Here is a 25,485-nt window from a genome sequence, read left to right as displayed (position 1 = left end):
GAGCGCCTAGGTCTGGCAGCACGCCGAACGGCCCCCTCTCCCCCCGGGAGAGGGCTGGGGTGAGGGCAAGCCACGAACATCAGAACTCCACCCCTTTCTGCGCCTTGATTCCAGCCTTGAAGGCATGTTTCACCAGGCCCATCTCGCTCACGGTATCGGCGGCCTCGACCATGGCCGGCTGCACACCGCGGCCGGTGGCGACCACATGCTGCATCGGCGGGCGCGCGGCAATGTCGGCGAGCACGGTGTCCAGCTCCAGGTAGCCGTGCTTGAGGGCAATGTTCACCTCGTCCAGCACCACCAGGCCGACTTGCGGGTCGCTCAGCAGTTGCCGCGCCACGTCCCAGGCGGCCTGCGCCTTGGCGATATCGCGCTGGCGGTCCTGGGTTTCCCAGGTGAAGCCCTCGCCCATCACGTGGAAGCTGACTTCCTCGGGGAAGCGGCGGAAGAACGCCTCCTCGCCGGTGGTCGCGGCGCCCTTGATGAACTGCACCACGCCGACCCGCATGCCATGGCCCAGCGCGCGGGCAACCATGCCGAAGGCCGAGCTGCTCTTGCCCTTGCCGTTGCCGCTGTTGACCAGGAAGACACCGCGCTCCCCCTGGGCCTGGGCGATCTTCTCGTCGACCACTGCTTTCTTGCGCTGCATGCGCGAGCGATGGCGCTCGTCCTTCTCGGGGGATTCAGTCATGGGGTTTGCCTCTGCAAAGGGAGCGCGCAGGCGCCAGCTCGCCGGCCGGGCGGCAGCGAACGAAAAATGGAGGGGACAGCAACGAACCGCCGGCGCGCATCAACGCCATGCGGCAGAGGCCGCTCGGCGCGAAAGCCGTCGGCTTGGGAAACAGGGAATTCACCTGAAGGATTCTCCGCCGCTCTCACCCGCGCGGCACTGACCAGTCGGGGCAGGCGGAGGACGGCAACGCGCGGCGCACAATGAATGCCGGCGTCGGCAGCGCCTCCCGCGATGCCATGCGATGCAGCAGGCCGGTCTCCGGGCTTGCGAGTGGAAACGCCTGGCGTTTCCCGAGGAACCGCGCCTTCCCATGCCAGTGGCACAGTGGCTCAGTGCGGTTCGAAGCTCGCTTACCGTTGCGGGGGCAGCGCCGGAATGGTCGATGCAAGGATCGAATTCACCGGCTTCCCTGTTTCACCCTCGGCTTGCACCAAGGGCACCTGAAGCAGGCGCGCAGCTTAGTGGCTGGCGGGCTGGGGCGTCAATTGAACAGACTGTCGCTGCCACTCGCGCCCAGCGCCGCTGAGCCCTACAAAGGGTCACACAAGTCAAGTAGTCAGGCAGCGTAACTTCGCTAGAATGCGATTCATGACGACGACTGCCCAGCCCGGCCAGCTCCTGCTCGATTCCGCCGCGAACCCGCCCTTGCTGCACATCAGCGGCGATTGGACGCTCGCGCACTTCGCCGCGCTGAAAGCCCAGGTGGCCGCCCAGCGCCAGAGCGAATCCCCTGCCCAACTGGACTTCGCCGGCCTCGGAGCACTGGATACCGCTGGCGCCGCGCTGCTCGCCGAGATCATCGGCGGCGCACGCATGAGCCAGCTCGGGCAGATCGCCCACAACCTCCCGGCCGAGCGCCAGGCACTGCTGCGCACCGTCGGCAGCGCGATCACCCAATGCCGGCTGGACGAGAAAGGTCCGGCGCCGGGCAACGCACTGGTCGATGTGCTGGAGCGCATCGGCATTGCCTCGGTCACCTTCAAGGACCACCTGGTCGGCGTGCTCGGTTTCATCGGCCTGACGCTGCAGACATTGCTGCGCAACCTCCTGCGCCCACGGCGCTGGCGCCTGACCTCGCTGGCCGCGCACATGGAGGAAACCGGCCTGGATGCCGTGCCTATCGTCGCCCTGCTCACCTTCATGGTCGGCGCGGTGGTGGCCTTCCTCGGCGCCACGGTACTGCAGAAATTCGGCGCACAGATCTACACCGTCGACCTGGTGGGCTTCTCCTTCCTGCGTGAATTCGGCGTGCTGCTCACCGCGATCCTGCTCGCTGGCCGCACCGCCAGCGCCTTCACCGCGCAGATCGGCTCGATGAAGGCCAACCAGGAGATCGACGCCATCCAGGCCCTGGGCCTCGACCCGGTGGAACTGCTGGTGCTGCCACGGGTGCTGGCGCTGTTGCTGACGCTGCCGATGCTGACCTTCCTGGCGATGATTTCCGGCATCGTCGGCGGCGGCGTGGTCTGTGCGCTGAGCCTGGATATCTCGCCCCGCATGTTCCTCTACATGCTGCAGAACGACATCGCCGTGCAGCACTTCCTGGTCGGCATCGTCAAAGCCCCGGTATTCGCCTTCATCATCGCCGTGATCGGCTGCCTGGAAGGCTTCCGCGTCAGCGGCAGCGCGCAGTCGGTGGGCGAGCACACGACCTCCAGCGTGGTCCAGTCGATCTTCGTGGTGATCCTGCTGGATGCGATGTTCGCGCTGTTCTTCATGGAGATGGGCTGGTGAGCGAACCGATCATCGTCGTCCGCGACCTGGCCAACCGCTTCGGCACCCACGCCGTCCACGAGCACCTCGACCTCGACGTGATGAAGGGCGAAATCCTCGGTGTGGTCGGCGGCTCGGGCACCGGCAAGTCGGTGCTGCTGCGCAGCATCATCGGCCTGCGCCAGCCCAGCGAAGGCAGCGTCCACGTGTTCGGGCAGAACCTGCCGGCACTCCCGGCGCTGGAACGCTCGAAGCTGGAACGGCGCTTTGGCGTGCTGTTCCAGAACGGCGCGCTGTTCTCCTCGCTGACCGTGAGCGAGAACATCTGCCTGCCGCTGATCGAGCATGCCGGCCTGTCGCGCAGCGACGCCGAGTTCATGGCCAAGGTGAAGATCTCCCTGGCCGGCCTGCCGCCGGACGCCGGCGCCAAGTACCCGGCCGAACTCTCCGGCGGCATGGTCAAGCGCGCCGCCCTGGCCCGCGCCCTGGCCCTGGACCCGGATATCCTGTTCCTCGACGAACCCACCGCCGGCCTCGACCCGATAGGTGCCGCGGCCTTCGACCAACTCATCCTGACCCTGCGCGACGCCTTCGGCCTTACGGTTTTCCTGGTCACCCACGACCTGGACACCCTCTACACCATCTGCGACCGCGTCGCCGTGCTCTCGCAGAAGCGCGTGCTGGTGGTCGGGCCGCTGGACCAGGTCGCCCAGACCGACGACGCCTGGGTGCAGGATTACTTCCACGGCCCGCGTGGCCGTGCCGCGCTGCAGGCCACCGAACACCTGCGGGAGGAAAGCTGAATGGAAACCCGTGCCCATCACGTGCTGATCGGCCTGTTCACCCTCGTCGTGTCGATCGGCGCGCTGCTCTTCGCCCTGTGGCTGGCGCAGTCGAGCAACGACCAGAAGTACAAGGTCTACGACGTGATCTTCAACGAGGCGGTGACCGGCCTGTCCGAAGGCGGCACCGTGCAGTACAGCGGCATCCGCGTCGGCGACGTGGTCTCGCTGCGCCTGGACCCGAACGACCCACGCAAGGTCCGCGCGCGCATCCGTGTCTACGACAGCACGCCAATCCGCGAGGACACGCGCGCCAAGCTGGCGCTCACCGGCGTGACCGGCCAGGCGATCATCCAGCTCTCCAGCGCCGCCCAGGACAGCCCACCGCTGGCGAGCAAGGACGGCGAGGTGCCGGTGATCAAGACCATCCCCTCGCCCTTCGCCAAGCTGCTGGCCAACGGCGAGGACATCGCCACCAACATCAACAACCTGATCAACAACGTGAACCGCATGTTCTCCCAGGAGAACGTCGACCGTATCAGCCGCACCCTTGACCACATCGACCAGGCCACCGGCGTGGTCGCCGAACAGCGCGACGATATCCGCCGGACCTTCAAGGAGCTGGCCGCTGCCAGCGAACAGGCACGCCTCACCCTGGCCAATGCCAGCCAGTTGCTCGACCGCGCCAACCAGACCCTGGGCGGCAAGGGCCAGACCATTCTCGACGATACCCAGAAGACCCTTGCGTCCCTGCGCACCAGCAGCGAGCGGGTGGAGCAACTGCTGAACAGCAACTACGACTCGGTGAACGGCGGCCTCAATGGCCTGGGCGAAATCGGCCCGGCGATCCGCGAACTGCGCTCCACCCTGGAAGACCTGCGCGGCGTCACCCGCCGCCTGCAGGAAAACCCCACCGGCTACCTGCTCGGCCGCGAGCGCAACAAGGAGTTCCAGCCATGACCGCCCTTCCCCGTCTGCTCGGCGCCGCCGCCCTGGTCAGTCTGCTGGGCGCCTGCTCGATCCTCCCGCAAGCCGAAAGCCCGGACTTCTACCTGCTGCCGGCCACGCAACAGCCCGCACGCAGCAACACCGCGGTGAGCTGGTCGCTACGGGTCAGCGCCCCCACCGCCAGCCTGGCGCTGGACAGCAACCGCATCGCCGTAGTGCCGCAGGGCAACCAACTGAGCAGCTACCAGGGAGCGCGCTGGAGCAACCGTGCGCCAGGCCTGCTGCGGGATCGCCTGCTCGATGCCTTCACCGCCAACGGCAGCATCCGCGCCCTGAGCAGCGACGAAGCCAGCCTGCAGGCCGACCTCGACCTGACCGGCGAGCTGCGAGCCTTCCAGAGCGAGTACCAGAACGGCAAACCGGTGATCCACCTCCGCTACGACGCGCGCCTGGTGCGCACCCTCGGCCAGCGCATCGTCGCCTCGCGCAGCTTCGAGGTCAGCCAGCCGGTAGACGGCAAGCAGGTGCCCGAAGTGGTCAGCGCCTTCGGCAAGGCGGCCGATCAGCTTTCCGCGCAGGTAGTGCAGTGGACGTTGCAGCAGGGGCAGCAACAGAAGCTCACCAGCAACCCGCTCAATTGAGCGAAGGCTACACCGACCCGGATTGCCTCAACCGCACACCCTTGGCGGTCAGGCAATAGCCCTGGGTCGGGCTGCGCGGGGAGTCCGGCTGGGTCATTTCCACGCAGCCGGCGCTCAGCGCAGGGTTGAGATAGTTGTTGCGGAAGCTGGTGCGGTGCGAGAGCGATAGGCGCTCCATCATGTCCCCGGCCTTGAGCACCTCTCCACGTCGAAGTACCGCCAACAATCGGCGGACCGACGGGGCGACAGCCGAACCTGCTTGGTCACTTACATAGTCACCAACTTGGTCACTTGCCTGACCACCCACCGCGGCGTCGACCTCCTCAACAGCAGCCAGCAAAGCCTGGAGCATGAACAGCACGAAAGGCGCAGAGTCCGTTTGCCGGTCCGACTCCGCCAGCGCTGCGTAGTAGGCCGCCTGCCGATTATGGATCACCGTCTCCACCGGCAAGTAAGCCAGCAACGGATTCCAGCGACTGAGCAGAAGCGTCTGCCAGAGCCGGCCCATGCGGCCATTACCGTCACTGAACGGGTGGATGAACTCGAATTCGTAGTGGAAGACACAACTGGCGATCAACGGGTGCCAATCCGTTCGACCTACCCATCTGAGCAACTGCTCGACAAGCAACGGTACGCGGTTGGCGGGAGGAGGCATGTGTAGCAGCGTCTGCTCCCGATAGATGCCTACGCCACCCTGACGAAAACGGCCCGCCTCATCGAGCAGGCCCTCCATCAGGCTGCCGTGGGCAGCCAGCAAATCCCGCACGGAGTCTACTCGCCAGCCTGGCAACTGCTCGTACACGCGAAAGGCGTTGCGCACTTCCTGGATTTCCCGCGGCAGCCCCAGTACTCGCTTGCCTTCCAGCACGGCCGTGACCTGCTCGACACTCAGCGTGTTGTTCTCGATGGCCAGCGATGCCTGAATTGTCCGAATGCGGTTTCCCCGCCGCAACTGCGGCGTCAGCGCGCTCGCCTGCCCTGCCGACAGACGCCCGACACGCTCGGCAAGCTCCGCCACCAGCGAAAGCATCGTCGGCGTCAAGGTCACTGGTGGCTGGTAAGCGGGCATACGAGTCCTTGAAACCAGACGTAGAAAAATGCTCGTGAGTCGAGGTGATCATCAGTCTAATCAATTCACCGACTGCGGTACGACATCACCGGCAACAATCCTGAGTACTGACGCTCACAGGAAAGGTGCCGGCATTTTCCGGCCCCTTCCGTATCAGGATGAAAAACTTGCTCGCCCAGGCAGGGAACACTCTGGAGCAACTTCGCCAAAGGCCGCACGGTGCAAAAGGACATGCTCGACCGCATGGCCTACGAAATCGGCTTCCTCACGCACCTGCAACGACAACTCGAACAACTGCCGCAATAGCGAAACGGCGGCTTGGGGATATCCCGAGCCGCCGTCTGCAGAGTGGCACGTCCCGCTGTAGGAGCGAGCTTGCTCGCGATCAAGCCTCAGCGGCAGTGATAGGGACTTTCGCCCTCCAGTTCCTGGTTGGTCTCCACGTCCCGGATTGTGATGATGGCCTTGGGATAGACTGAGCACAGTGAGTTGCGCACGGTATAGATGCCGCTGCCGCTGGCGAGGAACTTGCCATTGCTCAGGGCCTTGCCGGACTCGTCCTGGGCGCTGACTTCGTAGTTGCCGGTCATGGTGATGCAGCCGGCGAGCGCCAGCAGAGCGAAGAGGGGAACGAGGACTTTCATGAATTCTCCTTGGACGCGAGGCACGCCTTTGCCCATTGGTCGGGCGGCGCGGGTGTCTATCCGTGACGGGTTCGCGAGAGCGGGAATGGCCAGCCAGCATGGCAAGGCCGATGCGGATACGACCGATGCCGGTCGCCGCAGTTCAGCCAGCGCCCCCGCAAGAGCGCTGGCTGACGGTGTTTCGGACGAGAGGTGGTCTCAGCGCTTGCCCATGGAGCGACGCGAGCCGCGTGGGTGCGGCGGACGGTACTCGGCCTTGTCGTGCTGCTTGCGGTGCTGGTAGGCACTATTGGCCTGCTGTTGCGCGGCAAGGGCGGCCTTGGCCAGCTCGGCCAGGGAGAGTTTGGGTTGTTCCTGCGCGTTGTCGGCGCTGTCGTCGCGGGGCGGCTGCTGAGAGGACGTCATGGGTAGACCGGTTCTGAAAGGTTTGAAACGGCGCCCATGATAGCCGAAGTCGCGCGCTTACGGCTGCCCGCCCGCACGAGCGGCGCTGTCAGCTCGGCGGGAACTTGGTGTCCGGACGGGACACATACTCGGTCGCTTCCGCTTCCGTCATCACCCAGATCTGGCTGATGCGGCTGTCGAGCCCGACCTTGATCCCGACAAACTTGCCGGTGATCTGCGGCAGCAGTCCGTACACCATGAAGCGATTCTGCTGGTCGCGGATGCGTACCGAAACCGACAGCGGATAGCTCACGGTCTTGTTGTAGAGGCCAAGCGTGACGACCCGGCGCAACAGACTGGGCTTGGGACGCTTCAGGGTAATGACCGGATATACCGCGCTGTCGACGAAGCCCACCATCATCCCCGAGGGAATCACCCGGTCGGCCAGCGCCGGAGTGCTCAGCCCGAGCATCAGGGCCAGTACGCCAAGCAGTTGAAGCGTTCGGCGTTGCAGCGAAGCGCGTGAAAGTACTGCTGATGTCATCGGATTTCCCGCCCTGGTTTTCCTGTTTTCGTTATCGCCCGGTTATGGATTCCGGATCTGAGCGTGGAGCGTAGCGGTTCGCCGCGCCGCTGTCCGCACATTGATTCACAGCCTCTGGAGTTTCCCACGGCGAGAAGGTGGATCATCGCGCGACATTCCCTTGCAAGTCGGCGCCACGCGCCGTCCGGCCGCATTGCAGCGGGCCTTGGCGCGCTCTATCGTGACGCATCCGCCGGCAAACCGAGAATCCTCCATGAGCGCCCTGCGTGAAGCCCTCGCCCGCTTTCCCCGCCTCGACCTGGCCGGCGGCCCGACACCGCTGGACAAGCTGGAGCGTTTATCCGCCCACCTGGGGCGCGAGCTGTATGTGAAGCGCGATGACACCACGCCCTTCGCCCTGGGCGGCAACAAGGTGCGCAAGCTGGAATTCCTCGCCGCCGATGCCCTGAAGGCCGGTGCCGATACACTGGTCACTGCCGGTGCGATCCAGTCCAACCACGTACGCCAGACCGCCGCCGTTGCGGCGAAGCTCGGTCTGCATTGCGTAGCGCTGCTGGAAAACCCCATCGGCACGGACGACCGCAACTACCTGAGCAACGGCAACCGCCTGCTGCTGGACCTGTTCGGCACCGATGTCGAGCTCGTGCCCAACCTCGATACCGCCGACGAGCTGCTGGCCCGCACCGGCGAGCGCCTGCGCCGCGAAGGCCGCAAGCCCTACATCGTGCCTATCGGCGGCTCCAACGCACTGGGCGCTCTGGGCTATGTGCGCGCCGGGCTGGAACTGGCAGAGCAGCTGCGTACCAGCGGCCAGGAGCCCTCCGCCGTGGTGCTGGCCTCGGGTAGCGCAGGTACCCACGCGGGCCTGGCGATCGCGCTGGCCGACGCCTTGCCGGAGCTGGATGTCATCGGCGTGACCGTCTCGCGCACCGATGCCGCGCAGCGGCCGAAGGTCGAAGGGCTGGTCGAGCGCACACTGGAGTTGCTCGGCCACGACTCGGTGACCCGGCCGACCATTCAACTGTGGGACGAGTATTTCGCCCCGCGCTATGGCGAGCCCAACGCTGGCACGCTGGCAGCGGTGCGTCTGCTGGCCAGCCACGAAGGCCTGCTGCTGGACCCGGTGTATACCGGCAAGGCCATGGCGGGACTGCTCGATGGCATCCGTCGTGATCGCTTCCTGAAACCCGGGCCGATCCTGTTCCTGCATACCGGCGGCGCGCCGGCACTGTTTGCCTATCATCCGGCGACCTGACAAAAGAACCAAAAGAACAAGGCATGTAATTTTTTATTATTTTATTGCATAACGATTCTGACCATATAGTCGCCACGCGTTGACTAACCTGCTTAAAACACCAAAAACGGGGACCACCATGACCTTCTCCGCACTGCGACGTCATTTCCTCCTTGCCAGCCTGACCCTCACCCTCGGCGCCGGCCTCTTCGGCCAGGCCCAGGCCGCCGACGACCTGCTCGCCCAGATCAAGGAAAAAGGCCAGGTCCGCGTTGGCCTGGAAGGCACCTACCCACCCTTCAGCTTCCAGGACGAAAACGGCAAGCTGGCCGGTTTCGAGGTGGACTTCTCCGAACTGATCGCCAAGGAGCTGGGCGCTACCGCCAAGCTGCAGCCAACCAAGTGGGACGGCATTCTTGCCGCGCTGGAGTCCAAGCGACTGGACCTGGTGATCAACCAGGTGACCATCTCCGAGGAGCGCAAGAAGAAGTACGACTTCTCCGAGCCGTACACGGTATCCGGCATCCAGGCGCTGGTGCGCAAGGGTGAGGAAAGCAAGTACGACACCCCGGAAAAGCTGGCCGGTGTGAAAGTCGGCGTGGGCCTGGGCACCAACTACGAACAATGGCTGCGCGAACATGTGCCGCAAGCCGACGTGCGCACCTACGAAGATGACCCGACCAAGTTCCAGGACCTGCGCAGCGGCCGCATCGACGTGATTCTGGTCGACCGCCTGGCCGCCTTCGACATGGTCAACAAGACCAAGGGCGCCATGGCCCTGACCGGTGCGCCCTTCGCTCGCCAGGAAGCCGGCATCGCCCTGCGCAAGGGCAACCCCGAATTGCTCGCAGCGCTGAACAAGGCCATCGAGAAATTCCGTGCCGACGGCACGCTGAAGAAACTCTCGGAGAAATGGTTCCAGGCTGACGTCACCCAATGATCGAAGAAAGCCTGCAGCTTGCGCTGGATTCCGCGCCCTTCCTGTTGAAGGGCGCAATCTTCACGGTAGTCCTCAGCGTGGGCGGCATGTTCTTCGGACTACTGCTCGGATTCGTACTGGCGCTGATGCGCCTGTACGGATTCACCCCGGTACGCTGGCTGGCGCGCATCTACGTGTCGTTTTTCCGTGGCACGCCCCTGCTGGTCCAGCTATTCATGATCTATTACGGCCTGCCCCAGGCCGGCATCGAACTCGACCCGCTACCGGCGGCGCTGATCGGTTTCTCGCTGAACATGGCCGCTTACGTCTGCGAAATCCTCCGCGCCGCCATCGGCTCCATCGACAAGGGCCAGTGGGAGGCCGCCGCCAGCATCGGCATGACCCGCGCCGAAACCCTGCGCCGGGTGATCCTGCCGCAAGCCGCACGCACCGCCCTGCCGCCGCTGGGCAACAGCTTCATTTCGCTGGTCAAGGACACCGCCCTGGCCGCTACCATCCAGGTACCGGAACTGTTCCGCCAGGCCCAGTTGATCACCGCGCGCACCTTCGAGGTCTTCACCATGTACCTCGCCGCCGCACTGATCTACTGGATCCTCGCGAGCATCCTGTCGCACCTGCAGAACCGCCTGGAAGACCGGGTCAACCGCCACGACCGGGAGCAAGACGCATGATCGAAGTCCGCCAGCTGACCAAGCAGTTTCGCGGCCAGGAAGTGCTCAAGGGCATCGACCTGACCGTCCAGCCCGGCGAAGTGGTCGCGATCATCGGCCCCAGCGGTTCCGGCAAGACCACTCTGCTGCGTTGCCTCAACCTGCTGGAAGTGCCCAACGGCGGAACCATCCAGGTCGGCGACATCCTCATCGACGCCTCGCGGCCGCTCAGCGGCCAGCAAGGCCTGATCCGCAAGTTGCGCCAGCACGTGGGCTTCGTCTTCCAGAACTTCAACCTGTTCCCCCACCGCACTGCGCTGGAGAACGTGGTGGAAGGCCCGATCATCGTGAAGAAGGAACCGCGTGCCCAGGCCATCGAGCGCGCTCGCCAGTTGCTGGCGAAGGTCGGCCTGGCCGGCAAGGAGGACGCCTACCCGAAGCGCCTTTCCGGCGGCCAGCAACAGCGCGTCGCCATTGCCCGCGCCCTGGCCATGCAGCCGGACGTGATCCTCTTCGATGAACCCACCTCGGCGCTGGACCCGGAGCTGGTCGGCGAGGTCCTGGCGACCATCCGCGGCCTGGCCCAGGAAAAGCGCACCATGGTCATCGTCACCCACGAAATGAGCTTCGCCCGCGATGTCGCCAACCGGGCGATCTTCATCGACAAGGGCGTGATCGTCGAACAGGGCGATGCCAAGGCGCTGTTTGCCCACCCGAAGGAAGAGCGCACCCGCCAGTTCCTCAGCAAGTTCCTCGATCAGGGCGACAAGCGCGCCGCCGAATAGAATCGAATTAATCGATCAATATCTGCCGATATTTGCGCTTTTTTATCGATCATCTGCGAGAGAAGATAGTCCCATGAACCGCGCGGACTGGCCCACCGACCAGCCGCGCCCCACGAGGACTAAGTCATGATCGAACGCAGACCCTTCCAGCAACTCGGCGGCGCCAACCACGGCTGGCTCAACGCCAAGCACCACTTCTCATTCGCCGAGTACTACGACGCCGAGCGCATGGACTGGGGCAACCTCCGCGTCTGGAACGATGACGAAATCGCTGCCGGCACCGGCTTCCCGCCCCATCCGCATCGCGAGATGGAAATCATCACCTACGTCCGCCAGGGCGCGATCACCCACCAGGACAGCCTGGGCAACAAGGGCCGCACCGAAGCGGGAGATGTACAGGTAATGAGCGCAGGCTCGGGCATCGTGCACTCCGAGTACAACCTGGAGAAGGATGTCACCAAGATCTTCCAGATCTGGATCATCCCCTCGGTACGCGGCGGCACGCCGTCCTGGGGCGCCAAACCCTTCCCGAAGGGCGACCGCGCCGGGCGCTTCGTCACCCTGGCCAGCGGCTATGAGAACGACACCGACGCCTTGCGCATTCGCGCCGACGGTCGCCTGGTCGCCGCCACCCTGAAAGCCGGCCAGACTGCCGAGTACGAACTGGGCAACGGCCGCCGCGCCTACCTGGTGCCGGCAACTGGCAAGGTCGAGGTCAACGGTGTCGAGCTGCTCGCCCGTGACGGTGCTGCCATTGCCGACGAGGCGGTGGTAAAGGTCACTGCACTGGAAGACAGTGAGCTAATTCTTGTGGAAACTGCTTGAACAAAAGGGGAAATGGCGTGCATATGCACGCCATTTTTCAACTCTGCCACTAAAAGAGCAGTCAGTCTGTTTCTTCCAAACGGATGGAGGAGACTGATAAATCGTGCTGTCCGTTCCAGAAACTACGGAACTCAAATAGCTCGGGATCTCTCTTCTTCACTTCAAAGGCAAGCACGATTTTTCCAGCAAGTTCAGATGTGCCATTTATAACGTGTGCCTGAAGGCGTTCGCTGCGACTGGCGTTGAAGACGTCGGCCCAGCCCAACTCAACATCACTCGAGACAGAGCCGCTATAATTAATCTCGACCTTATAACTTCCTTTACTTAATGCAAAGTAAGGACCATAAGTCAGGAAACCCTCGGAATCCCGACCTGCAACTGCAATTCTTTTACCTTGCTCGAACTGTCCAACCTTTCCTGGCAAAGAGCTGGCGGAAAACTCGATACTATTATTTCCCGGCCTAGACCAGACATGGCCAGCAAAAACCGCAAAAACCGCGAGCAAAACAGCAGCAAACACAGCTCCCCTGGAAATTTTCTTGCCAATAAACCCTAGCAAGACCAGTAAAACAGAAAGAGTCAACCAAGTATAATTCTGCACATAACTATATGCCCACTTACTATTGTAGAGCATTGGTAGATAATCATACAGCCGCCCGTAAAATATTGAATATGAACTCGACCATGTTTCGGCTCCTTTATTATACAAAGAAACCCCTTTCACCGCGTATTTCTTGAAAAAATAGAGTTGAATAAGAAATACGACTGCGAGAACAGTGAAATACCTATACTTCCCTGACTCATAGAACTTTGAAAGCGCGAACATCGTAGGAAGTGCGAACAACGCAGTGCCAGCCCAACCAAAGCGCCCCGAAAAACTCCCCCCTCCGTACCAATTTGGATGCAAGGCATTCGGGACCATAATAGAGAGATATACAATTAACCACACCCAAAAGGCATATTTATCGAAGCGATAAAACGCCCCCAACCCTACCAAACCAAAAAACAATATAGGATTGAGAAATAGGAAGCCTTGATTCTGGTCGAGGTGCAACCCCAGGAAGACCATCAAGGAAGTTTTACTGAACTCGATCGCCCCATCCTGATATGGGCCGCTGATTTTCCCAAATGCATAGTAATTATAGAGACCGAGAAGACAGCAAGAAATTGCCGGCAAGATTACAATTGCAAGAATTCTTGTAAAATTAGCCCGACCAGCCCAAAACCTACATATTACTGCGACAATAACAACGAAACTCGCAACAGAAAACTTTATTTGCAGCCAAGGTAGAAAGGCCAACAACCCCGAAATCCAGAAATCACTGTATCCGGGCTGTTTTTCTCGCACACCGATCAGCCAGACAAAACCGGCCACCAAAATTGCGCTAGCGGTGAGCTCCGGATATACCTGTGCTGCTGCAGGAATAAAAGGAACAGAGAAAACTATCGGAGCAACAATAAGCAACGACTTGCGCTCACTCAGACCTATAAGACCAGAGTACCTCCATAGCATAATAACCAGCATCGAGGTGATGAGAAGCAAGAACAGTTTGGCTCCCAATACACCACCGGCAGCGAAAGGCCCCGCCAGCAGTAACGGCAAACCGATGCCATGTACGTTGTATAGCCCGTGCACTCCAGGCAATGCATGCGTATTTGTCCCGTCTGGCTCGGCGTCTTGGGGGGCCAAACCATATTGATATATAGATCTGGTTTTGAACTCCTCCCTATAAGCGGAAGTCTGTTCGAAAGTCCGATACTTAACTATCCCATTGGCCATTAGTAGGTAGTGAGGCTCGTCCCCCGTTACCGTATTAACCCCAGCGCGCTGCCAAGCAAACAGAGTAAAAGCCGAGATCAAGAAAAACGCCGCAAAAAACCCAGCCAGTGACACAACCCCGTGCATCGACCGCCCTTTCTCCTGAGAGAAAACCTCTCCCTGGATATAATTTCCCATTATCTTCCCCAGCATATTCTCGAGCAATCACACTGCCCACTTCCACATCCACATTAATTAACCCTCGAAGAAGCGAAACACCTCTTCGCGATCAAACCATCCCGTCGACTAAGAGCGCAACCAACACCCCAACCAAGACCCCCGCAAGCATCTCAAATTTAGTATGCCCCATGCGCTCTCTGAGAGCTGGAAATGTTCCCTGACCAGAAGTTAAGCGATTCAGCGCTACAGCGTGCTTCCCTACTTGCTGCCGCAAGCTATTCGCATCTAAAAGCACAATAAACGCGAGCGTCAGCGCTACTCCAAATGCCGGCGAATCGATACCAACCTTCAGGGCAACTAGTGCAGCCGTGCTACTAACAATTGCGCTATGATTACTAGGCAATCCGCCATATCCGATCAAGCCAAATGCCAGCTTCCCGGCCCTGATACTATTAATCAGAAACTTCAACGAACCCGCCACAAGCCAAGCCAGAAACGGGGCAATTAAGTAACTAAATTTTTCCATCATGCCACCACCGGCCAGAGCGCCCACATACAAACACCACCCCAAACCAACACAGTCAGAAGTAACTGCCAATCAGCAAGCAGGGCGTCAGTGGGAGACTCGCCCCCATCCAGCGTTTCAACCACAAACCAATAGCGGAACAACCCAAAGAGCACCAACGGCACAGTAATTACCAAATCCGGCTTGGCGGACATGACAAACATGCTGTAGAAAACCAACGCACCGGTTGCAGAAATCTCCGCATACCTGTCCACCAGTGAAATGGAATACTTTTCCAATACCTTACGGGCGCCAGCACCACTTTTACTCAGTTCCTGGCGGCGTTTAACAGCCGCGAGATAAAGGGCCAGACACAGCGTGGTTACAAACATCCAAGACGAAACAGGCACACTGAGCGCCATGGCACCTGCATACACTCGCAGGACAAAACCTATCGCAATAGTAAAAATATCGATGACGGGTTGATGCTTTAAAACGAAGGTATACGCCAAATTCAAAAACATGTAGGCGACAATAACCATCACCACTTTCGGCGCTAGGAACCAGCCCCAGACCAGGCATGCATACAGACAGGCAAGCAAAGCGAAGGCGGCAGGCAGGGTCACGGTGCCAGCAGCCAAAGGCCTGGACTTCGATTTTACCGGATGCAGGCGGTCGCGTTCGATGTCATGCATGTCGTTGATGACATAGGTGGCCGAAGACGCAATGCAGAAGAGCAGGACAGCGAAGAGCGCGTGACTAATAGCCGAAGAGCTGAGAAACTCCCCCGAGAACACGAGCGGTGCGAGAACAAAACCGTTTTTGACCCACTGCTTGGGGCGCATCAATTTGACCAAGCCTCGTACCTGCCCCAGCGCAGTACGATTCACAGCTAACTCCTGCATGCAATCCTTTCCCTAACCACGTTGCTATTAGACAATTTATTGATGAAGCTGGCATTCGTTTACGCAATTCTTGCATTAATCGCCACTGTAGCAAACATCGGCTCTCAGGATTTCACCCTCCGCTGCTACTCCGGACCTTACGCCTTGCTGATTTCCGTCATGGTTGGCACCGCCATAGGCCTGGTTGTCAAGTACGTCCTTGACAAGCGCTACATCTTTCGTTTTCGCGCCCGCAATGCTGTGCACGACGGACAGACCTTTTTGCTGTACACCGTCATGGGCTTGGCGACGACCGTGATTTTCTGGGGATTCGAGTTCACTTTCCAACACCTGTTCCAATCGGACGGCATGCGCTACCTAGGGGGAGTCATCGGCCTCGCCATTGGCTACATCACCAAGTACCACCTGGACAAGCGCTATGTATTCCGCATGGAGGCCGCATGAGACCCGTTAACGCCTGGGGCCGCCTGGATGCGCCACTGCATGATGTCGTATTGATCACCTCGCCAAGCCAAGCCGCCGATGCAATAGAGAACAGCAAGCAACCGGGGCTCGCCCACGGCATGGGCAGGAGCTACGGCGATAGCTGCCTCAATCCCGGCGGCACACTCTGGCTGACGACCGGCATGGACCACCTGATTCACTTCGATGAAGAGAGCGGCCGCCTGACGTGCGAAGCGGGAGTCCTGCTGCGCGACATTCAGCGACTGCTGGTCCCTCGTGGCTGGATGCTGCCCGTGACCCCGGGTACCCAACTGGTTACCGTCGGCGGTGCGATCGCCAACGACGTACACGGCAAGAACCACCACGTGCAAGGCTCCTTCGGCGACCACGTACAGCGCATCCAACTGCTGCGGACCGATGGCTCGGTCATCAACTGCGGCCCCCAGTCTGAACCAGACTGGTTCCGTGCAACAGTAGGCGGGCTCGGGCTGACCGGAGTCATCGTCGAGGCGGAACTGCAACTGCGCCGAGTGGCTGGTCCCTGGCTTGACACCGAAACCCTTCCCTACGGCAACCTGACGGAATTCTTCGCCCTCGCCGACGGCTCCGAAGCCGAGTGGGAACAGACAGTCTCCTGGATCGACTGCCTGTCGAAAGGCGGCAGCCGCGGCATCTTCATGCGCGCCAATCCGGCGGCAAGCGGCCCACAGCAGTCACCGCGCGGGCGCAAGCTGAGCATGCCGCTGGTTCCGCCGATTTCACTGGTCAACAGCCTGTCTCTGCGCCCCTTCAACGCCGCCTATTACCACCTCAATCAGCGCAAGACGGGCAGGCATATTGCCCATTACGAGCCGTTCTCCTATCCGCTGGACAATGTGCTGGACTGGAATCGCATGTACGGTCCGCGCGGCTTCTACCAGTACCAGAGTGTCGTGCCACGGAACGTGGGGCAGGACGCCGTGCAGGCCATGCTGGACGCAATCTCGTCCTCGGGCGAAGGCTCCTTCCTCGCCGTGCTCAAGACCTTCGGATCCCGCAGTTCGCTGGGCATGCTCGGCTTTCCACAGCCCGGTGTGACGCTGGCTCTCGACTTCCCGAATCGAGGCGAAAGAACCCTGCGCCTGCTCGAGCGGCTTGACGCTATCGTCCGCGAAGCAGACGGGCGCCTGTATCCTGCCAAGGACGCACGTATGCCGCGCGACCTCTTCGAGTCCGGTTACCCCCTGCTGAACGAATTCTTGTCTTACCGCGACCCGGGCATCAGCTCCGGTCTGTCCCGCCGCTTGCTAGGAAGCTGAAGTGAACAGGAAACGCATCATCATCATCGGAGCAACCTCCGCCATCGCCGAGCACTGCGCCCGCCTCTGGGCACAGGGACAGGATGTCGACATGACTCTGGTCGGCCGCGACCTGTCGAAACTGGAGCGCATCGCCACCGATCTCAAGGTTCGCAGCCCGAATGGCGAAATCCGCTGCGCTACCGCCGACTTCATCAACCCGCAGTCCATCCAGCAACAGGTCGATGAGCTGCTGGCCAACGGCCCCGCCGATATCGTGCTGATTGCCCACGGCTCGCTCCCCGAGCAGGAGTCCTGCCAGCGTGATCTTTCGCACGCCCAGGAGGCCCTGGAGATCAACGGCATTTCCCCCGTACTGTTTGCGGAAGCCTTTGCCGCGCAGATGGAGCGCAGCAAGCGCGGCTCGCTGGTCATTATCGGCTCGGTAGCTGGTGACCGCGGGCGCAAGTCGAACTATGTCTATGGTGCTGCCAAAGGCCTGGTCACTCGCTACGCAGAAGGCCTGCAGCATCGATTTGCCGGCAGCGACGTCAAGGTGCTGCTGGTCAAGCCCGGCCCCACCGACACCCCCATGACGGCACACCTCAAAGGAGAAGGCGCACGCCTGGCCCCCGTGGAAGACGTCGCCAGCGATATCGTTCAGGCAGTGGCCAAGGGCGTTGCCACGCTGTACACGCCACGCAAGTGGCAGTTGATCATGTGGGTCATCCGGCACCTGCCGGCAGCGATCTTCAACAAGCTCAATATCTGACGCGGAACAGCCTCGCCTCCCGGCGAGGCTTCTGCCCCCAAGGCCCTAGCGCTTGCGGCAGAGACTCATTCCGTCGCCAATCGGCACCAGCGAATAATCCACCCGCTCATCACGCTTCAGCGCGAGGTTGAGCTGCTGGATCGCCCGTGTGTCCGCGCTCTGAGAGTCCACCTCCAATACCCGCCCACCCCACAGCACGTTGTCGAAGACAACCAGGCCGCCCTCGCGCAGCAAGGCCAGGGCGTGCTCCAGATACGTGGGGTAGTTGGCCTTGTCGGCATCGATGAATACCAGGTCGAAGCTGCCCTGCTGGTCGCCAGCCACCAGGCCTTCCAGCGTGGCCAGGGCTGGCCCGAGGCGCAGTTCGATACGCGAGTCGACACCGGCATCGTGCCAGTAGCTGCGAGCGATGTCGTTGTATTCGCCTGCCAGGTCGCAGCAGAGGATGTGGCCACCCTCAGGCAAAGCCTCTGCCATGCACAAGGCGCTGTAGCCAGTAAAGGTGCCGATTTCGAGGATATGTTTCGCGCCCATCAGCTTGACCAGTAGCGCAAGGAACTGCCCCTGCTCTGGAGCAACCTGCCAGCGGGACATGGGCAAACTGGCGGTTTCGGCGCGCAACCGTGCCTTGACCGGAGAATCACGCAGGGAAACGTCAATCAGGTACTGATAGAGCGCGTCGTCGAGATTCAGCGTACGGGTAGTCATGAGCCCTCCCGAGGATCAGGGGTGGAGGGCGAGACTCTGCACGGCGAGGACGCGCTTGGCCTCTAGGAAGGCTTTCTGCCAATAGGCGCTGTCGAGGCTGTCCAGGCGCACGGTACCGCCCGTTCTGGGCGCGTGAACGAAGCGCCCTTCCCCTACATAGATACCCGCATGACTGACACCACGTCCACCGCTGGTAGCGAAGAACACCAGGTCTCCGCTCTGCAGGGACTCCCGGCCGACAGTGGGCGCGCGCATGGAAATCATCTCGCGAGTGGAGCGCGGCAACATCAGGCCGGTGGCGTCGCGGTAGACGTAGCCGATCAGGCCGCTGCAATCGAACCCGCCATCAGGCGTATTGCCGCCCCAGCGATAGGGCGTACCGACCAGGCCAATGGCACGGATCAGGATATCGTCAGCAGCCTGGGAGTTGTAGACGGGAGCGGCGGGCGCGTTCACCACGGGCGGCGGCGACGGCGGGGTGCGACTGGCGCAGGCGGCCAGCGAGGCGAGAACAGCAAGAAAGATGATGCGCTGAAGAACGAGCATGTGATGGCATCCCGTCAAGGAGTGCCATCACTTTGTACCAACAGTGACTTGAGCGCAATACTTAAAGTAAAACTTTAAGTTTAACGCGTCGCCGTCTTCGACTCGTAGCCAGGTTCGAGCACGCGCTTGGCTTCCATGTAGCTCAGGCGCCAGTAGCTCTCGTCCAGGCTGTCCACCCGTACACCACCGCCACGACGGCTGGCGGAGTGGATGAACTGGCCGTCACCGATATAGATGCCGGCATGGCTGACCCGACCGCGACCACGGTTGTTGAAGAAGATCAGGTCGCCCGGCTGCAGGTCTTCTTTCGAGACCAGCGGGACGTCCAGATTGATCATCTCACGCGTGGAGCGCGGCAGGCTGATGCCCGCCTCTTCGCGGAACAGGTAGCCCACGAAACCGCTGCAATCGAAACCGGTCCGCTCCGATTTTCCGCCAAAGCGGTACGGAGTGCCGATCAGCGAGAACGCGCGGTCCAGAATGTCGGATACATGGGCAGTCGAACTGCCGTTATCGTTTTTGGCCCCCTCGTCCTGCGACTCATTCACCAGCGCTATGTTGTGCTGATTTACCTGGAACGCTGCTCGAGTGGCAGGCACTGAAGCGACCTGGTTCGGCTGCGATTCCGGCGAATGGCTGGCGCAAGCTGCCAGCAGCAGAACGAAACTCATGGGCACGAGGGGTGCTAAGCGTTTAAGCATGGGCACGACCGTGTCTCATTAGCTCCATTTATTAGCGGGCTAATTTGCCCGCTCAATGGGGCTAATGCAAGTTTTTTATCGAGGAATGTGACTCAGCAGGCGCGGCATAATGTCTAAGGCTCGACCCACCATTCTTTCTCCGACCACCGAACTCAGGTCCGTCAGCCCCGGATTCACCTCGGCAGTGAAGCCCCCCGCATCCCGCGTGCGCAGCACCGGCTCGATGATATAGGGGAAGCTCGCAGTGGTCCCCACCAGCAGAACGGCATCGAATCCCTTGCGCAGTTGCGCGTAGAGCGTGTCGATCGCCTCCTCCGGCAGCATCTCCTCGAACAGCACCACCGGCGGTCGCAATACCCCGGCACAGCGCGAGCACTTCGGCGGCAACGGACCTTCCAGATGCCCGGCCAGCTCGGTACTTTCAAGCCCGCACGACTGGCAATACAGCGGTGCCAGCTCGCCATGGATCTCGATCAGCCGCTCCGGCGGCGAACCGGCGCGCCGATGGAAGCCATCGATGTTCTGCGTCAGCACCCAGCACTCCGGCTTACGCCGTTGCAGCTCGGCAATGGCGTCGTGGCCGGCATTGGGTTGCGCATTCAGGCAGGCCTTGCCCAGTTCCGCCAGGTACTTCCAGCACAGTGCCGGATCCTTCTGCAGCATCGGGCCGGAGATCGCCACCTCGATGGGCAGACCTTCCTCCGTGCGGCCATTGTACAGGCCGCCCAGGCCGCGATAGGTCGGCATCCCGGAATCAGCGGAGAGACCGGCACCGGTGATCACCAGGATGCGTTCTGCACGAGACAGCGCCAAACCAGTGCGCTCGATCGCCGTATCCATGCGCCTTCCCCCGCGGCAAAGCCGCTTGTCAGTGGTTGACCGTGAACGCCAGCATCATGGAAATCTGGCACAGCGGACGACCGCTTTGTTCCTGCCATTGGTTGAAAGCAGCCTGCACCAAGGCCAGGTCTTTCTGGCTGGTGGGGGCCTTGTCGACGATTTCCTGAGCCTTGAGCGCGGCGACCACGTCATCACCGAGCACGAACGTATCCTTGCCAGCCATACGCAGGAAACGCGGCGCTGACATTCCGCCCAACTGGCTGCCGCGCTTGGCCAGCAACTTCCACAGGCCAACGATATCGCCGCACGGCCAGCCCGCCAGCAACTTGCCGAAACTGCCATATTCGCGAGCGACATCCAGAACGAACTGGGCATTGCGCGGCACGCTCATGAGCTTACCCAGGTGACGGATCAACCGAGCGTCCTGCATCAGGTTTTCCAGGCGTTCGCCGCCCATGAGCACCACCTTCTCCGGATCAAAGCCGAAAAAGACCTCCTCGAAAGCCGGCCACTTGGCGTCCACCAGACTGTGCTTGAGGCCCGCGCGGAAGATGCGCAGGCTGATCAGCGACAGGTATCGATCATCGCCAACCTGCTCCAGCTCTGCCGGCGACTTCGCCTGGGGCAGGCGGGCTTCCAGGGCTTCGATGGAGCCGAAGCGATTCAGGCAGTACTCATGCAACCACTGGTAGTCGCGCATCGGACGTCCTTGCGAGATTGTTTCTTTACGCGGATCAGAGGTTCATCACGTCGAGGAAGCGCGGGGTCGCAGTCTCGTCGATGCGCAGGCTGTTGAAGTCGAACAGATTGCGGTCCGCCAGTTGCGAGGGCACTACGTTCTGCAGCGCGCGGAACATGATCTCGGTGCGCCCCGGCGACTTGCGCTCCCAGTCCAGCAGCATTTCCTTGACCACCTGGCGCTGCAGGTTTTCCTGCGAGCCGCAGAGGTTGCAAGGGATGATCGGAAACTCCTTGAGCACCGAGTAGGCCTCGATGTCCTTCTCGTTGCAGTACGCCAGCGGGCGGATCACCACGTTGCGGCCGTCGTCGGAAAGCAACTTGGGTGGCATGGCCTTGAGGGTCCCGCCGTAGAACATATTAAGGAAGAAGGTCTCGAGGATGTCGTCGCGGTGGTGTCCCAGCGCCATCTTGGTCGCGCCAATCTCGTCGGCGTAGGTGTAGAGGGTGCCGCGGCGCAGGCGCGAGCACAGAGAGCAGGTGGTCTTGCCCTCCGGGATCTTCTCCTTCACCACCGAGTAGGTGTCCTTCTCGATGATGTGGTACTGCACGCCAATGGACTCCAGGTAGGCCGGCAGCACATGCTCGGGGAAGCCCGGCTGCTTCTGGTCCATGTTGACTGCAACGATCTCGAACTGAATCGGCGCCACCTTCTGCAGGTACAGCAGGATGTCCAGCAGGGTGTAGCTGTCCTTGCCGCCGGACAGGCAGACCATGACCTTGTCGCCGTCCTCGATCATGTTGAAGTCGGTGACCGCCTCGCCAACCTGGCGGCGCAGGCGCTTCTGCAGTTTGTTCTGGTTGACCGAAAGGGTGCTGGCCATGGTGCTCTGGGATCCGAAGGGCAAGACGAAAAGCCGGTCATTTTACGCGCAAAGCGACGCGTACCCCAGCCCCTCTATCGGGCTACTGCTAATCTGGCAGCATGACCGCCGATCTCGATCCTTCCCACGACCTGATGGGCCAGCTCCTGCAACTGCTGCAGGAAGCGCCTGAAGGAATTTCCGAATTCCAGCTGATCCAGCAGTTGAAGGCGCGGCATTCCACCCATGTGCCCAACCTGCCGCTGACCGACAAGCTGGTGCTGTTCCGTACCCACTTCCTGGTATTCAACGCCTTGTACCGTCTGCGCGACCGGCTTTGGGAGGAGAATACGGCGCACCTGGAGATCGGTCCGCTGCAGATTCGCCTCTCTCCTTATATGAGTGGTGTGCAGGCGCTCGGTGAGCAGGACGCCCTGCGCGCCTACTATCTCGATGAAAAGCATCTGAAGGAAACCTCCGAGCGCGACGTGGAGAAGCTGCTGGAAAGCTTCTGGACGCGCATGCAGGGCAACGAGGAAAAGGCGGCAGCGCTGGCGCTTTTCGAGCTGGAGGAAGGGCCGGTGGACTACGCATTGATCAAGCTGCGCTACCGCCAACTGGTCAGCCAGCACCATCCCGACAGGGGTGGCAGCACCACCCGCCTGCAGTCGATCAACAAGGCGATGGAAATTCTGGAGCGCTATTACAGCCGCCCGTGAAACTTCCATTTGCTCTAAACCCACGGACGACGTGGCATCCAGCCATTCCTATACTGCGACTTAAGGTCGCATAGGTCGGCCGGGCACCGGATGTCGCTGGCTACGCGAATCAGGCGCCTGGCTGGGGGGCGGCCTTCTATAAGAAGAGGAGAATGCTGACATGATCCATCATGTGTGGGGGCTCTTCACCCATCCCGATCAGGAATGGCAGGACATCCGTGGCGAGGAAGAATCCATCAGCCACATGTACCTCACCCACGTCCTGATCCTCGCTGCCATCCCGGTCATTTCCGCCTACATCGGCACTACGCAGGTCGGCTGGGTATTGGGCAATGCAGGACCGGTCAAGCTGACGGCCGCCAGCGCCATCCAGCTGACCATCATGACCTATATCGCCATGCTCGCCGGCGTCGCCGTCATGGGCGCCTTCATCCACTGGATGGCTCGTACGTACGACGCGTCGCCATCGCTGACCCAATGCATCGTCTTTGCTGCGTACACCGCGACTCCGCTGTTCATCGGCGGCCTGGCGGCGCTGTATCCGCATCTGTGGCTGGGCATGATCATCGGCACTGCCGCGATCTGCTACACGGTCTACCTGCTCTATGTCGGCATCCCGACCTTCATGAACATTCCCAAGGATGAAGGTTTCCTGTTCTCCAGCTCCGTGCTGGCGGTAGGGCTGGTGGTGCTGGTGGCGATGATGGCCCTGTCGGTCATCCTCTGGGGCAGCGGCGTCGGCCCGGAATACACCTGATTTCACCCTCTGCAAAAGAAACCGGGCCCTTGTGGCCCGGTTTCTTTTTGGTTCCTCGCGAGAGCGAGCCGTCGGTTTCACCTCCTGGCGAGGTTCGCGAGCAAGCTCGCTCCTGCAGAAAGTGGCACTTGCCTGAAACTCGCCCCAACTTGCCTGAACCTGCACCCCGGACGAGCGGCCGCGAGAAATCCTCCACCCGTGCCCCGACTGCGGCATAATCTTGCCCCGTCGGAGAACCACTGTATGCCTGAACAGCTCAACGCTCGCGTCGAAGCCTGCTATCAGCAGGCCGAAGCCTTCTTCCAGCGGCGCTTTCCCCGCCCGGAAGTGAGCTTCCGGCTACGCGGCCAGAAGGCCGGCGTCGCCCATCTGGATGAAAACCTGCTGCGTTTCAATCCGCAGTTGTACCGGGAAAACCACGAACACTTCCTGCAGCAGACCGTGGCCCATGAAGTGGCGCACCTGATCGCCCATCAGATGTTCGGTCCGCGCATTCGCCCGCACGGCGAGGAGTGGCAACTGATCATGCGCGGCATCTACGGCTTGCCGCCGGACCGCTGCCACACCTACGAGATCAAGCGCCGCCGCGCCACCCGCTACCTGTATCGCTGTCACTGCGGCGAAGGCAATGAATTCCCCTTCTCGTCCCAGCGCCACAACCTGGTCGCCCAGGGCCGCCGTTACTATTGCCGGCGCTGCCGTGCGACCCTGGTATTCACCGGCGAAACCCGCCGCGAGTGAGGCAACTCAGGCGATCACCTTCGCCGCCCTCAACGCGCTGACCTGCTCGGCCGAGTAGCCCAGCTCCGCCATCACCTCTGCCGTGTGCGCGCCCAGTGCAGCGCCAACATGACGCGGCTCCGGCAGGCCGGCGGAGAAGCGAATCGGGCACGCTGCCTGCTGCTGCGTGTCCCCCTTGCCGTTGGGCACTTGCGTGACCACGCCGCGCTCGCGCAAATGCGGGTGCTCCACCGCTTCGGCCATGGACAACATCGGCTCGACGCAGGCATCCAGCGCAGCGAAACGCTCCTGCCACTCATGAAAATCGTGTTTCTCGAACTCGATGGCGATCTCGCGCTTGAGCGCTTGCTGGTCCTCCGGCTTGGATGACAGCCCACGCGCTGCCAACTCCGGCCTGCCAATGGCGGCGCAGAACTGCTGCATGAACTGCGGCTCCAGGCTGCCCACCGAGAACCAGCGCCCATCGCGGGTACGGTAGTAGTCGTAGAAGCTGCCGCCGTTCAGCGCGAGGCCTTCCATCTGCGGTTCCACACCGGCGGCGAGATACCCCGCGCCGGCCATGCCGTGCAGGCTGAAGGCGCAGTCGGTCATGCTCACGTCGACCTGCTGCCCCTCCCCGGTCTGCTGGCGATGAATGACTGCCGCCAGCAGCCCCATGACGCCATGCAGCGAGCCTCCGCCAATATCTGCCAGTTGCACGCCCAGGGGCAGTGGGCCGCTTTCGCGACGGCCGGTGTAGCTGGCAACGCCGGCCAGGGCCAGGTAGTTGATGTCATGCCCGGCGCGGTCGCGGAACGGCCCGGTCTGGCCGTAGCCGGTGATCGACACATAGATCAGCTTCGGGTTGATCGCCTTGAGCGCCTCGTAGCCGACACCCAGCTTGTCCATCACGCCGGGGCGGAACTGCTCCAGCACGATGTCGTATTCCTGCACCAGTTGCTTCACCACTTCCACCGCCTCGGCCTGCTTGAGGTCCAGCGCGATGCAGCGCTTGTTGCGGTTGAGGTAGGCGTGGCTGGCCGAGGTGCCGTCGACGTGCGGCGGCAGCACGCGCACCAGGTCCATGCGCGTGGGCGACTCCACGCGCAGCACCTGGGCGCCCATGTCGGCCAGCAGCAACGAGGCGAACGGTCCCGGCAGCAGGGTGGAGAAGTCGAGGATCTTCAGGGAGGCGAGCGGGCCGTTCATGGGCACTCCT

General features: G+C 61.7%; 30 protein-coding genes and 1 riboswitch. Of the genes, 15 read left to right on the top strand and 15 right to left on the bottom strand.

Annotated features, from left to right (window positions below; all coding sequences use genetic code 11):
- Nucleotides 1–79 precede the first annotated feature (79 nt).
- On the bottom strand, nt 80–691 hold the full coding sequence (gene cobO / locus N5C91_RS03470) for a cob(I)yrinic acid a,c-diamide adenosyltransferase (protein ID WP_279827983.1): 612 nt from the start codon (nt 689–691) through the stop codon (nt 80–82).
- Between the two features lie 273 nt (nt 692–964).
- Nucleotides 965–1,192, bottom strand: a riboswitch (cobalamin riboswitch).
- Nucleotides 1,193–1,321: 129 nt separating this feature from the next.
- On the opposite strand from cobO, the gene N5C91_RS03465 reads away from it, so the two are divergent.
- The 4 genes from N5C91_RS03465 to N5C91_RS03450 are packed head-to-tail and all read left to right on the top strand — an operon-like array spanning nt 1,322 to nt 4,817.
- Nucleotides 1,322–2,467, top strand: a complete 1,146-nt coding sequence (locus N5C91_RS03465; protein WP_279827981.1) for an MlaE family lipid ABC transporter permease subunit — start codon at nt 1,322–1,324, stop codon at nt 2,465–2,467.
- Nucleotides 2,464–3,249 (top strand): ATP-binding cassette domain-containing protein, encoded by a 786-nt coding sequence (locus N5C91_RS03460; protein WP_236171656.1) that lies wholly within the window; start codon nt 2,464–2,466, stop codon nt 3,247–3,249. Before N5C91_RS03465 ends, N5C91_RS03460 begins: the two co-directional genes overlap by 4 nt.
- Nucleotides 3,250–4,188 carry an MlaD family protein gene (locus N5C91_RS03455; RefSeq protein ID WP_236171657.1) on the top strand — a complete coding sequence of 313 codons (939 nt, stop codon included), beginning with the start codon at nt 3,250–3,252 and terminating at the stop codon, nt 4,186–4,188.
- Nucleotides 4,185–4,817, top strand: a complete 633-nt coding sequence (locus tag N5C91_RS03450) for an ABC-type transport auxiliary lipoprotein family protein (RefSeq protein ID WP_279827980.1) — start codon at nt 4,185–4,187, stop codon at nt 4,815–4,817. Before N5C91_RS03455 ends, N5C91_RS03450 begins: the two co-directional genes overlap by 4 nt.
- 7 nt (nt 4,818–4,824) lie before the next feature.
- Here N5C91_RS03450 and N5C91_RS03445 read toward each other — a convergent pair whose 3' ends face one another.
- The 4 genes from N5C91_RS03445 to N5C91_RS03430 all read right to left on the bottom strand — a co-directional run bounded on the left by N5C91_RS03445 (nt 4,825) and on the right by N5C91_RS03430 (nt 7,386).
- The gene (locus N5C91_RS03445) at nt 4,825–5,886 is read right to left on the bottom strand and encodes a Fic family protein (RefSeq protein WP_279827979.1); all 1,062 of its coding nucleotides are present in this window, start codon (nt 5,884–5,886) and stop codon (nt 4,825–4,827) included.
- A gap of 392 nt (nt 5,887–6,278) precedes the next feature.
- Nucleotides 6,279–6,530: a hypothetical protein gene (locus tag N5C91_RS03440; RefSeq protein ID WP_236171661.1), complete on the bottom strand. Its 252-nt coding sequence runs from the start codon at nt 6,528–6,530 to the stop codon at nt 6,279–6,281.
- A 198-nt stretch (nt 6,531–6,728) separates the two neighbouring features.
- Nucleotides 6,729–6,935: a hypothetical protein gene (locus N5C91_RS03435; RefSeq protein ID WP_236171664.1), complete on the bottom strand. Its 207-nt coding sequence runs from the start codon at nt 6,933–6,935 to the stop codon at nt 6,729–6,731.
- A gap of 88 nt (nt 6,936–7,023) precedes the next feature.
- A complete protein-coding gene (locus N5C91_RS03430; RefSeq protein WP_309295670.1) occupies nt 7,024–7,386 on the bottom strand; it encodes a hypothetical protein in 363 nt (120 codons plus the stop codon).
- Nucleotides 7,387–7,711: 325 nt separating this feature from the next.
- Between N5C91_RS03430 and N5C91_RS03425 the strand changes: the two genes are divergently transcribed.
- The 5 genes from N5C91_RS03425 to N5C91_RS03405 all read left to right on the top strand — a co-directional run bounded on the left by N5C91_RS03425 (nt 7,712) and on the right by N5C91_RS03405 (nt 11,892).
- Entirely contained in the window at nt 7,712–8,713 is a 1,002-nt protein-coding gene (locus N5C91_RS03425; RefSeq protein ID WP_236171668.1) for a D-cysteine desulfhydrase, read from the top strand.
- A gap of 118 nt (nt 8,714–8,831) precedes the next feature.
- Complete coding sequence (tcyJ, locus tag N5C91_RS03420; RefSeq protein WP_236171669.1) at nt 8,832–9,632, top strand: cystine ABC transporter substrate-binding protein; 801 nt, start codon at nt 8,832–8,834, stop codon at nt 9,630–9,632.
- Nucleotides 9,632–10,303, top strand: coding sequence for a cystine ABC transporter permease (tcyL, locus tag N5C91_RS03415; protein ID WP_236171990.1), 672 nt, complete (start codon nt 9,632–9,634; stop codon nt 10,301–10,303). Before tcyJ ends, tcyL begins: the two co-directional genes overlap by 1 nt.
- The gene (gene tcyN / locus N5C91_RS03410) at nt 10,300–11,067 is read left to right on the top strand and encodes an L-cystine ABC transporter ATP-binding protein TcyN (protein WP_279827978.1); all 768 of its coding nucleotides are present in this window, start codon (nt 10,300–10,302) and stop codon (nt 11,065–11,067) included. The genes tcyL and tcyN overlap by 4 nt, the downstream gene beginning before the upstream one ends.
- 126 nt (nt 11,068–11,193) lie before the next feature.
- The gene (locus N5C91_RS03405) at nt 11,194–11,892 is read left to right on the top strand and encodes a pirin family protein (RefSeq protein WP_279827977.1); all 699 of its coding nucleotides are present in this window, start codon (nt 11,194–11,196) and stop codon (nt 11,890–11,892) included.
- A gap of 61 nt (nt 11,893–11,953) precedes the next feature.
- On the opposite strand, the gene N5C91_RS03400 is transcribed toward N5C91_RS03405, so the two are convergent.
- From N5C91_RS03400 to N5C91_RS03390, 3 genes are all read right to left on the bottom strand, one after another.
- Nucleotides 11,954–13,798, bottom strand: a complete 1,845-nt coding sequence (locus tag N5C91_RS03400) for a hypothetical protein (protein WP_279827976.1) — start codon at nt 13,796–13,798, stop codon at nt 11,954–11,956.
- A 142-nt stretch (nt 13,799–13,940) separates the two neighbouring features.
- The gene (locus N5C91_RS03395) at nt 13,941–14,360 is read right to left on the bottom strand and encodes a divergent PAP2 family protein (RefSeq protein ID WP_279827975.1); all 420 of its coding nucleotides are present in this window, start codon (nt 14,358–14,360) and stop codon (nt 13,941–13,943) included.
- Nucleotides 14,357–15,226 carry a decaprenyl-phosphate phosphoribosyltransferase gene (locus tag N5C91_RS03390; RefSeq protein ID WP_279827974.1) on the bottom strand — a complete coding sequence of 290 codons (870 nt, stop codon included), beginning with the start codon at nt 15,224–15,226 and terminating at the stop codon, nt 14,357–14,359. The genes N5C91_RS03395 and N5C91_RS03390 overlap by 4 nt, the downstream gene beginning before the upstream one ends.
- A gap of 57 nt (nt 15,227–15,283) precedes the next feature.
- Here N5C91_RS03390 and N5C91_RS03385 point away from each other — a divergent pair, with 57 nt between their 5' ends.
- The 3 genes from N5C91_RS03385 to N5C91_RS03375 are packed head-to-tail and all read left to right on the top strand — an operon-like array spanning nt 15,284 to nt 17,734.
- A complete protein-coding gene (locus N5C91_RS03385) occupies nt 15,284–15,685 on the top strand; it encodes a GtrA family protein (protein ID WP_279827973.1) in 402 nt (133 codons plus the stop codon).
- Nucleotides 15,682–16,983, top strand: coding sequence for an FAD-binding oxidoreductase (locus N5C91_RS03380; RefSeq protein WP_279827972.1), 1,302 nt, complete (start codon nt 15,682–15,684; stop codon nt 16,981–16,983). The genes N5C91_RS03385 and N5C91_RS03380 overlap by 4 nt, the downstream gene beginning before the upstream one ends.
- 1 nt (nt 16,984) lies before the next feature.
- Nucleotides 16,985–17,734 carry an SDR family NAD(P)-dependent oxidoreductase gene (locus N5C91_RS03375; protein WP_236171680.1) on the top strand — a complete coding sequence of 250 codons (750 nt, stop codon included), beginning with the start codon at nt 16,985–16,987 and terminating at the stop codon, nt 17,732–17,734.
- Between the two features lie 45 nt (nt 17,735–17,779).
- Here N5C91_RS03375 and N5C91_RS03370 read toward each other — a convergent pair whose 3' ends face one another.
- The 6 genes from N5C91_RS03370 to ttcA all read right to left on the bottom strand — a co-directional run bounded on the left by N5C91_RS03370 (nt 17,780) and on the right by ttcA (nt 22,091).
- Nucleotides 17,780–18,442, bottom strand: a complete 663-nt coding sequence (locus N5C91_RS03370) for a class I SAM-dependent methyltransferase (protein ID WP_279827971.1) — start codon at nt 18,440–18,442, stop codon at nt 17,780–17,782.
- A gap of 15 nt (nt 18,443–18,457) precedes the next feature.
- Nucleotides 18,458–18,988, bottom strand: a complete 531-nt coding sequence (locus N5C91_RS03365) for a C40 family peptidase (RefSeq protein ID WP_236171683.1) — start codon at nt 18,986–18,988, stop codon at nt 18,458–18,460.
- Nucleotides 18,989–19,068: 80 nt separating this feature from the next.
- Nucleotides 19,069–19,695, bottom strand: a complete 627-nt coding sequence (locus N5C91_RS03360; RefSeq protein ID WP_236171684.1) for a C40 family peptidase — start codon at nt 19,693–19,695, stop codon at nt 19,069–19,071.
- Between the two features lie 69 nt (nt 19,696–19,764).
- Nucleotides 19,765–20,529, bottom strand: coding sequence for an NAD-dependent deacylase (locus tag N5C91_RS03355; RefSeq protein ID WP_236201482.1), 765 nt, complete (start codon nt 20,527–20,529; stop codon nt 19,765–19,767).
- 28 nt (nt 20,530–20,557) lie between these two features.
- Nucleotides 20,558–21,229 carry a DNA-3-methyladenine glycosylase I gene (locus N5C91_RS03350; RefSeq protein ID WP_279827970.1) on the bottom strand — a complete coding sequence of 224 codons (672 nt, stop codon included), beginning with the start codon at nt 21,227–21,229 and terminating at the stop codon, nt 20,558–20,560.
- Between the two features lie 34 nt (nt 21,230–21,263).
- Nucleotides 21,264–22,091 carry a tRNA 2-thiocytidine(32) synthetase TtcA gene (gene ttcA / locus N5C91_RS03345; protein WP_017522174.1) on the bottom strand — a complete coding sequence of 276 codons (828 nt, stop codon included), beginning with the start codon at nt 22,089–22,091 and terminating at the stop codon, nt 21,264–21,266.
- Between the two features lie 101 nt (nt 22,092–22,192).
- Here ttcA and N5C91_RS03340 point away from each other — a divergent pair, with 101 nt between their 5' ends.
- The 3 genes from N5C91_RS03340 to N5C91_RS03330 all read left to right on the top strand — a co-directional run bounded on the left by N5C91_RS03340 (nt 22,193) and on the right by N5C91_RS03330 (nt 24,287).
- The gene (locus N5C91_RS03340; RefSeq protein ID WP_279827969.1) at nt 22,193–22,789 is read left to right on the top strand and encodes a DNA-J related domain-containing protein; all 597 of its coding nucleotides are present in this window, start codon (nt 22,193–22,195) and stop codon (nt 22,787–22,789) included.
- Nucleotides 22,790–22,949: 160 nt separating this feature from the next.
- Entirely contained in the window at nt 22,950–23,546 is a 597-nt protein-coding gene (locus N5C91_RS03335; protein ID WP_024764594.1) for a Yip1 family protein, read from the top strand.
- 243 nt (nt 23,547–23,789) lie between these two features.
- Nucleotides 23,790–24,287, top strand: coding sequence for a SprT family zinc-dependent metalloprotease (locus N5C91_RS03330; RefSeq protein WP_236171690.1), 498 nt, complete (start codon nt 23,790–23,792; stop codon nt 24,285–24,287).
- Nucleotides 24,288–24,293: 6 nt separating this feature from the next.
- On the opposite strand, the gene N5C91_RS03325 is transcribed toward N5C91_RS03330, so the two are convergent.
- Nucleotides 24,294–25,475, bottom strand: a complete 1,182-nt coding sequence (locus N5C91_RS03325; RefSeq protein WP_279827968.1) for a CaiB/BaiF CoA-transferase family protein — start codon at nt 25,473–25,475, stop codon at nt 24,294–24,296.
- Nucleotides 25,476–25,485: the final 10 nt, after the last annotated feature.

Origin of the sequence: Pseudomonas sp. GD03903 (assembly GCF_029840045.1) — a bacterium.
GTDB classification, from domain to species: Bacteria; Pseudomonadota; Gammaproteobacteria; order Pseudomonadales; family Pseudomonadaceae; genus Pseudomonas; species Pseudomonas pseudonitroreducens.
Note: the sequence above shows the minus strand (reverse complement) of the source record. Positions and strands in the feature narration are given on the sequence as shown.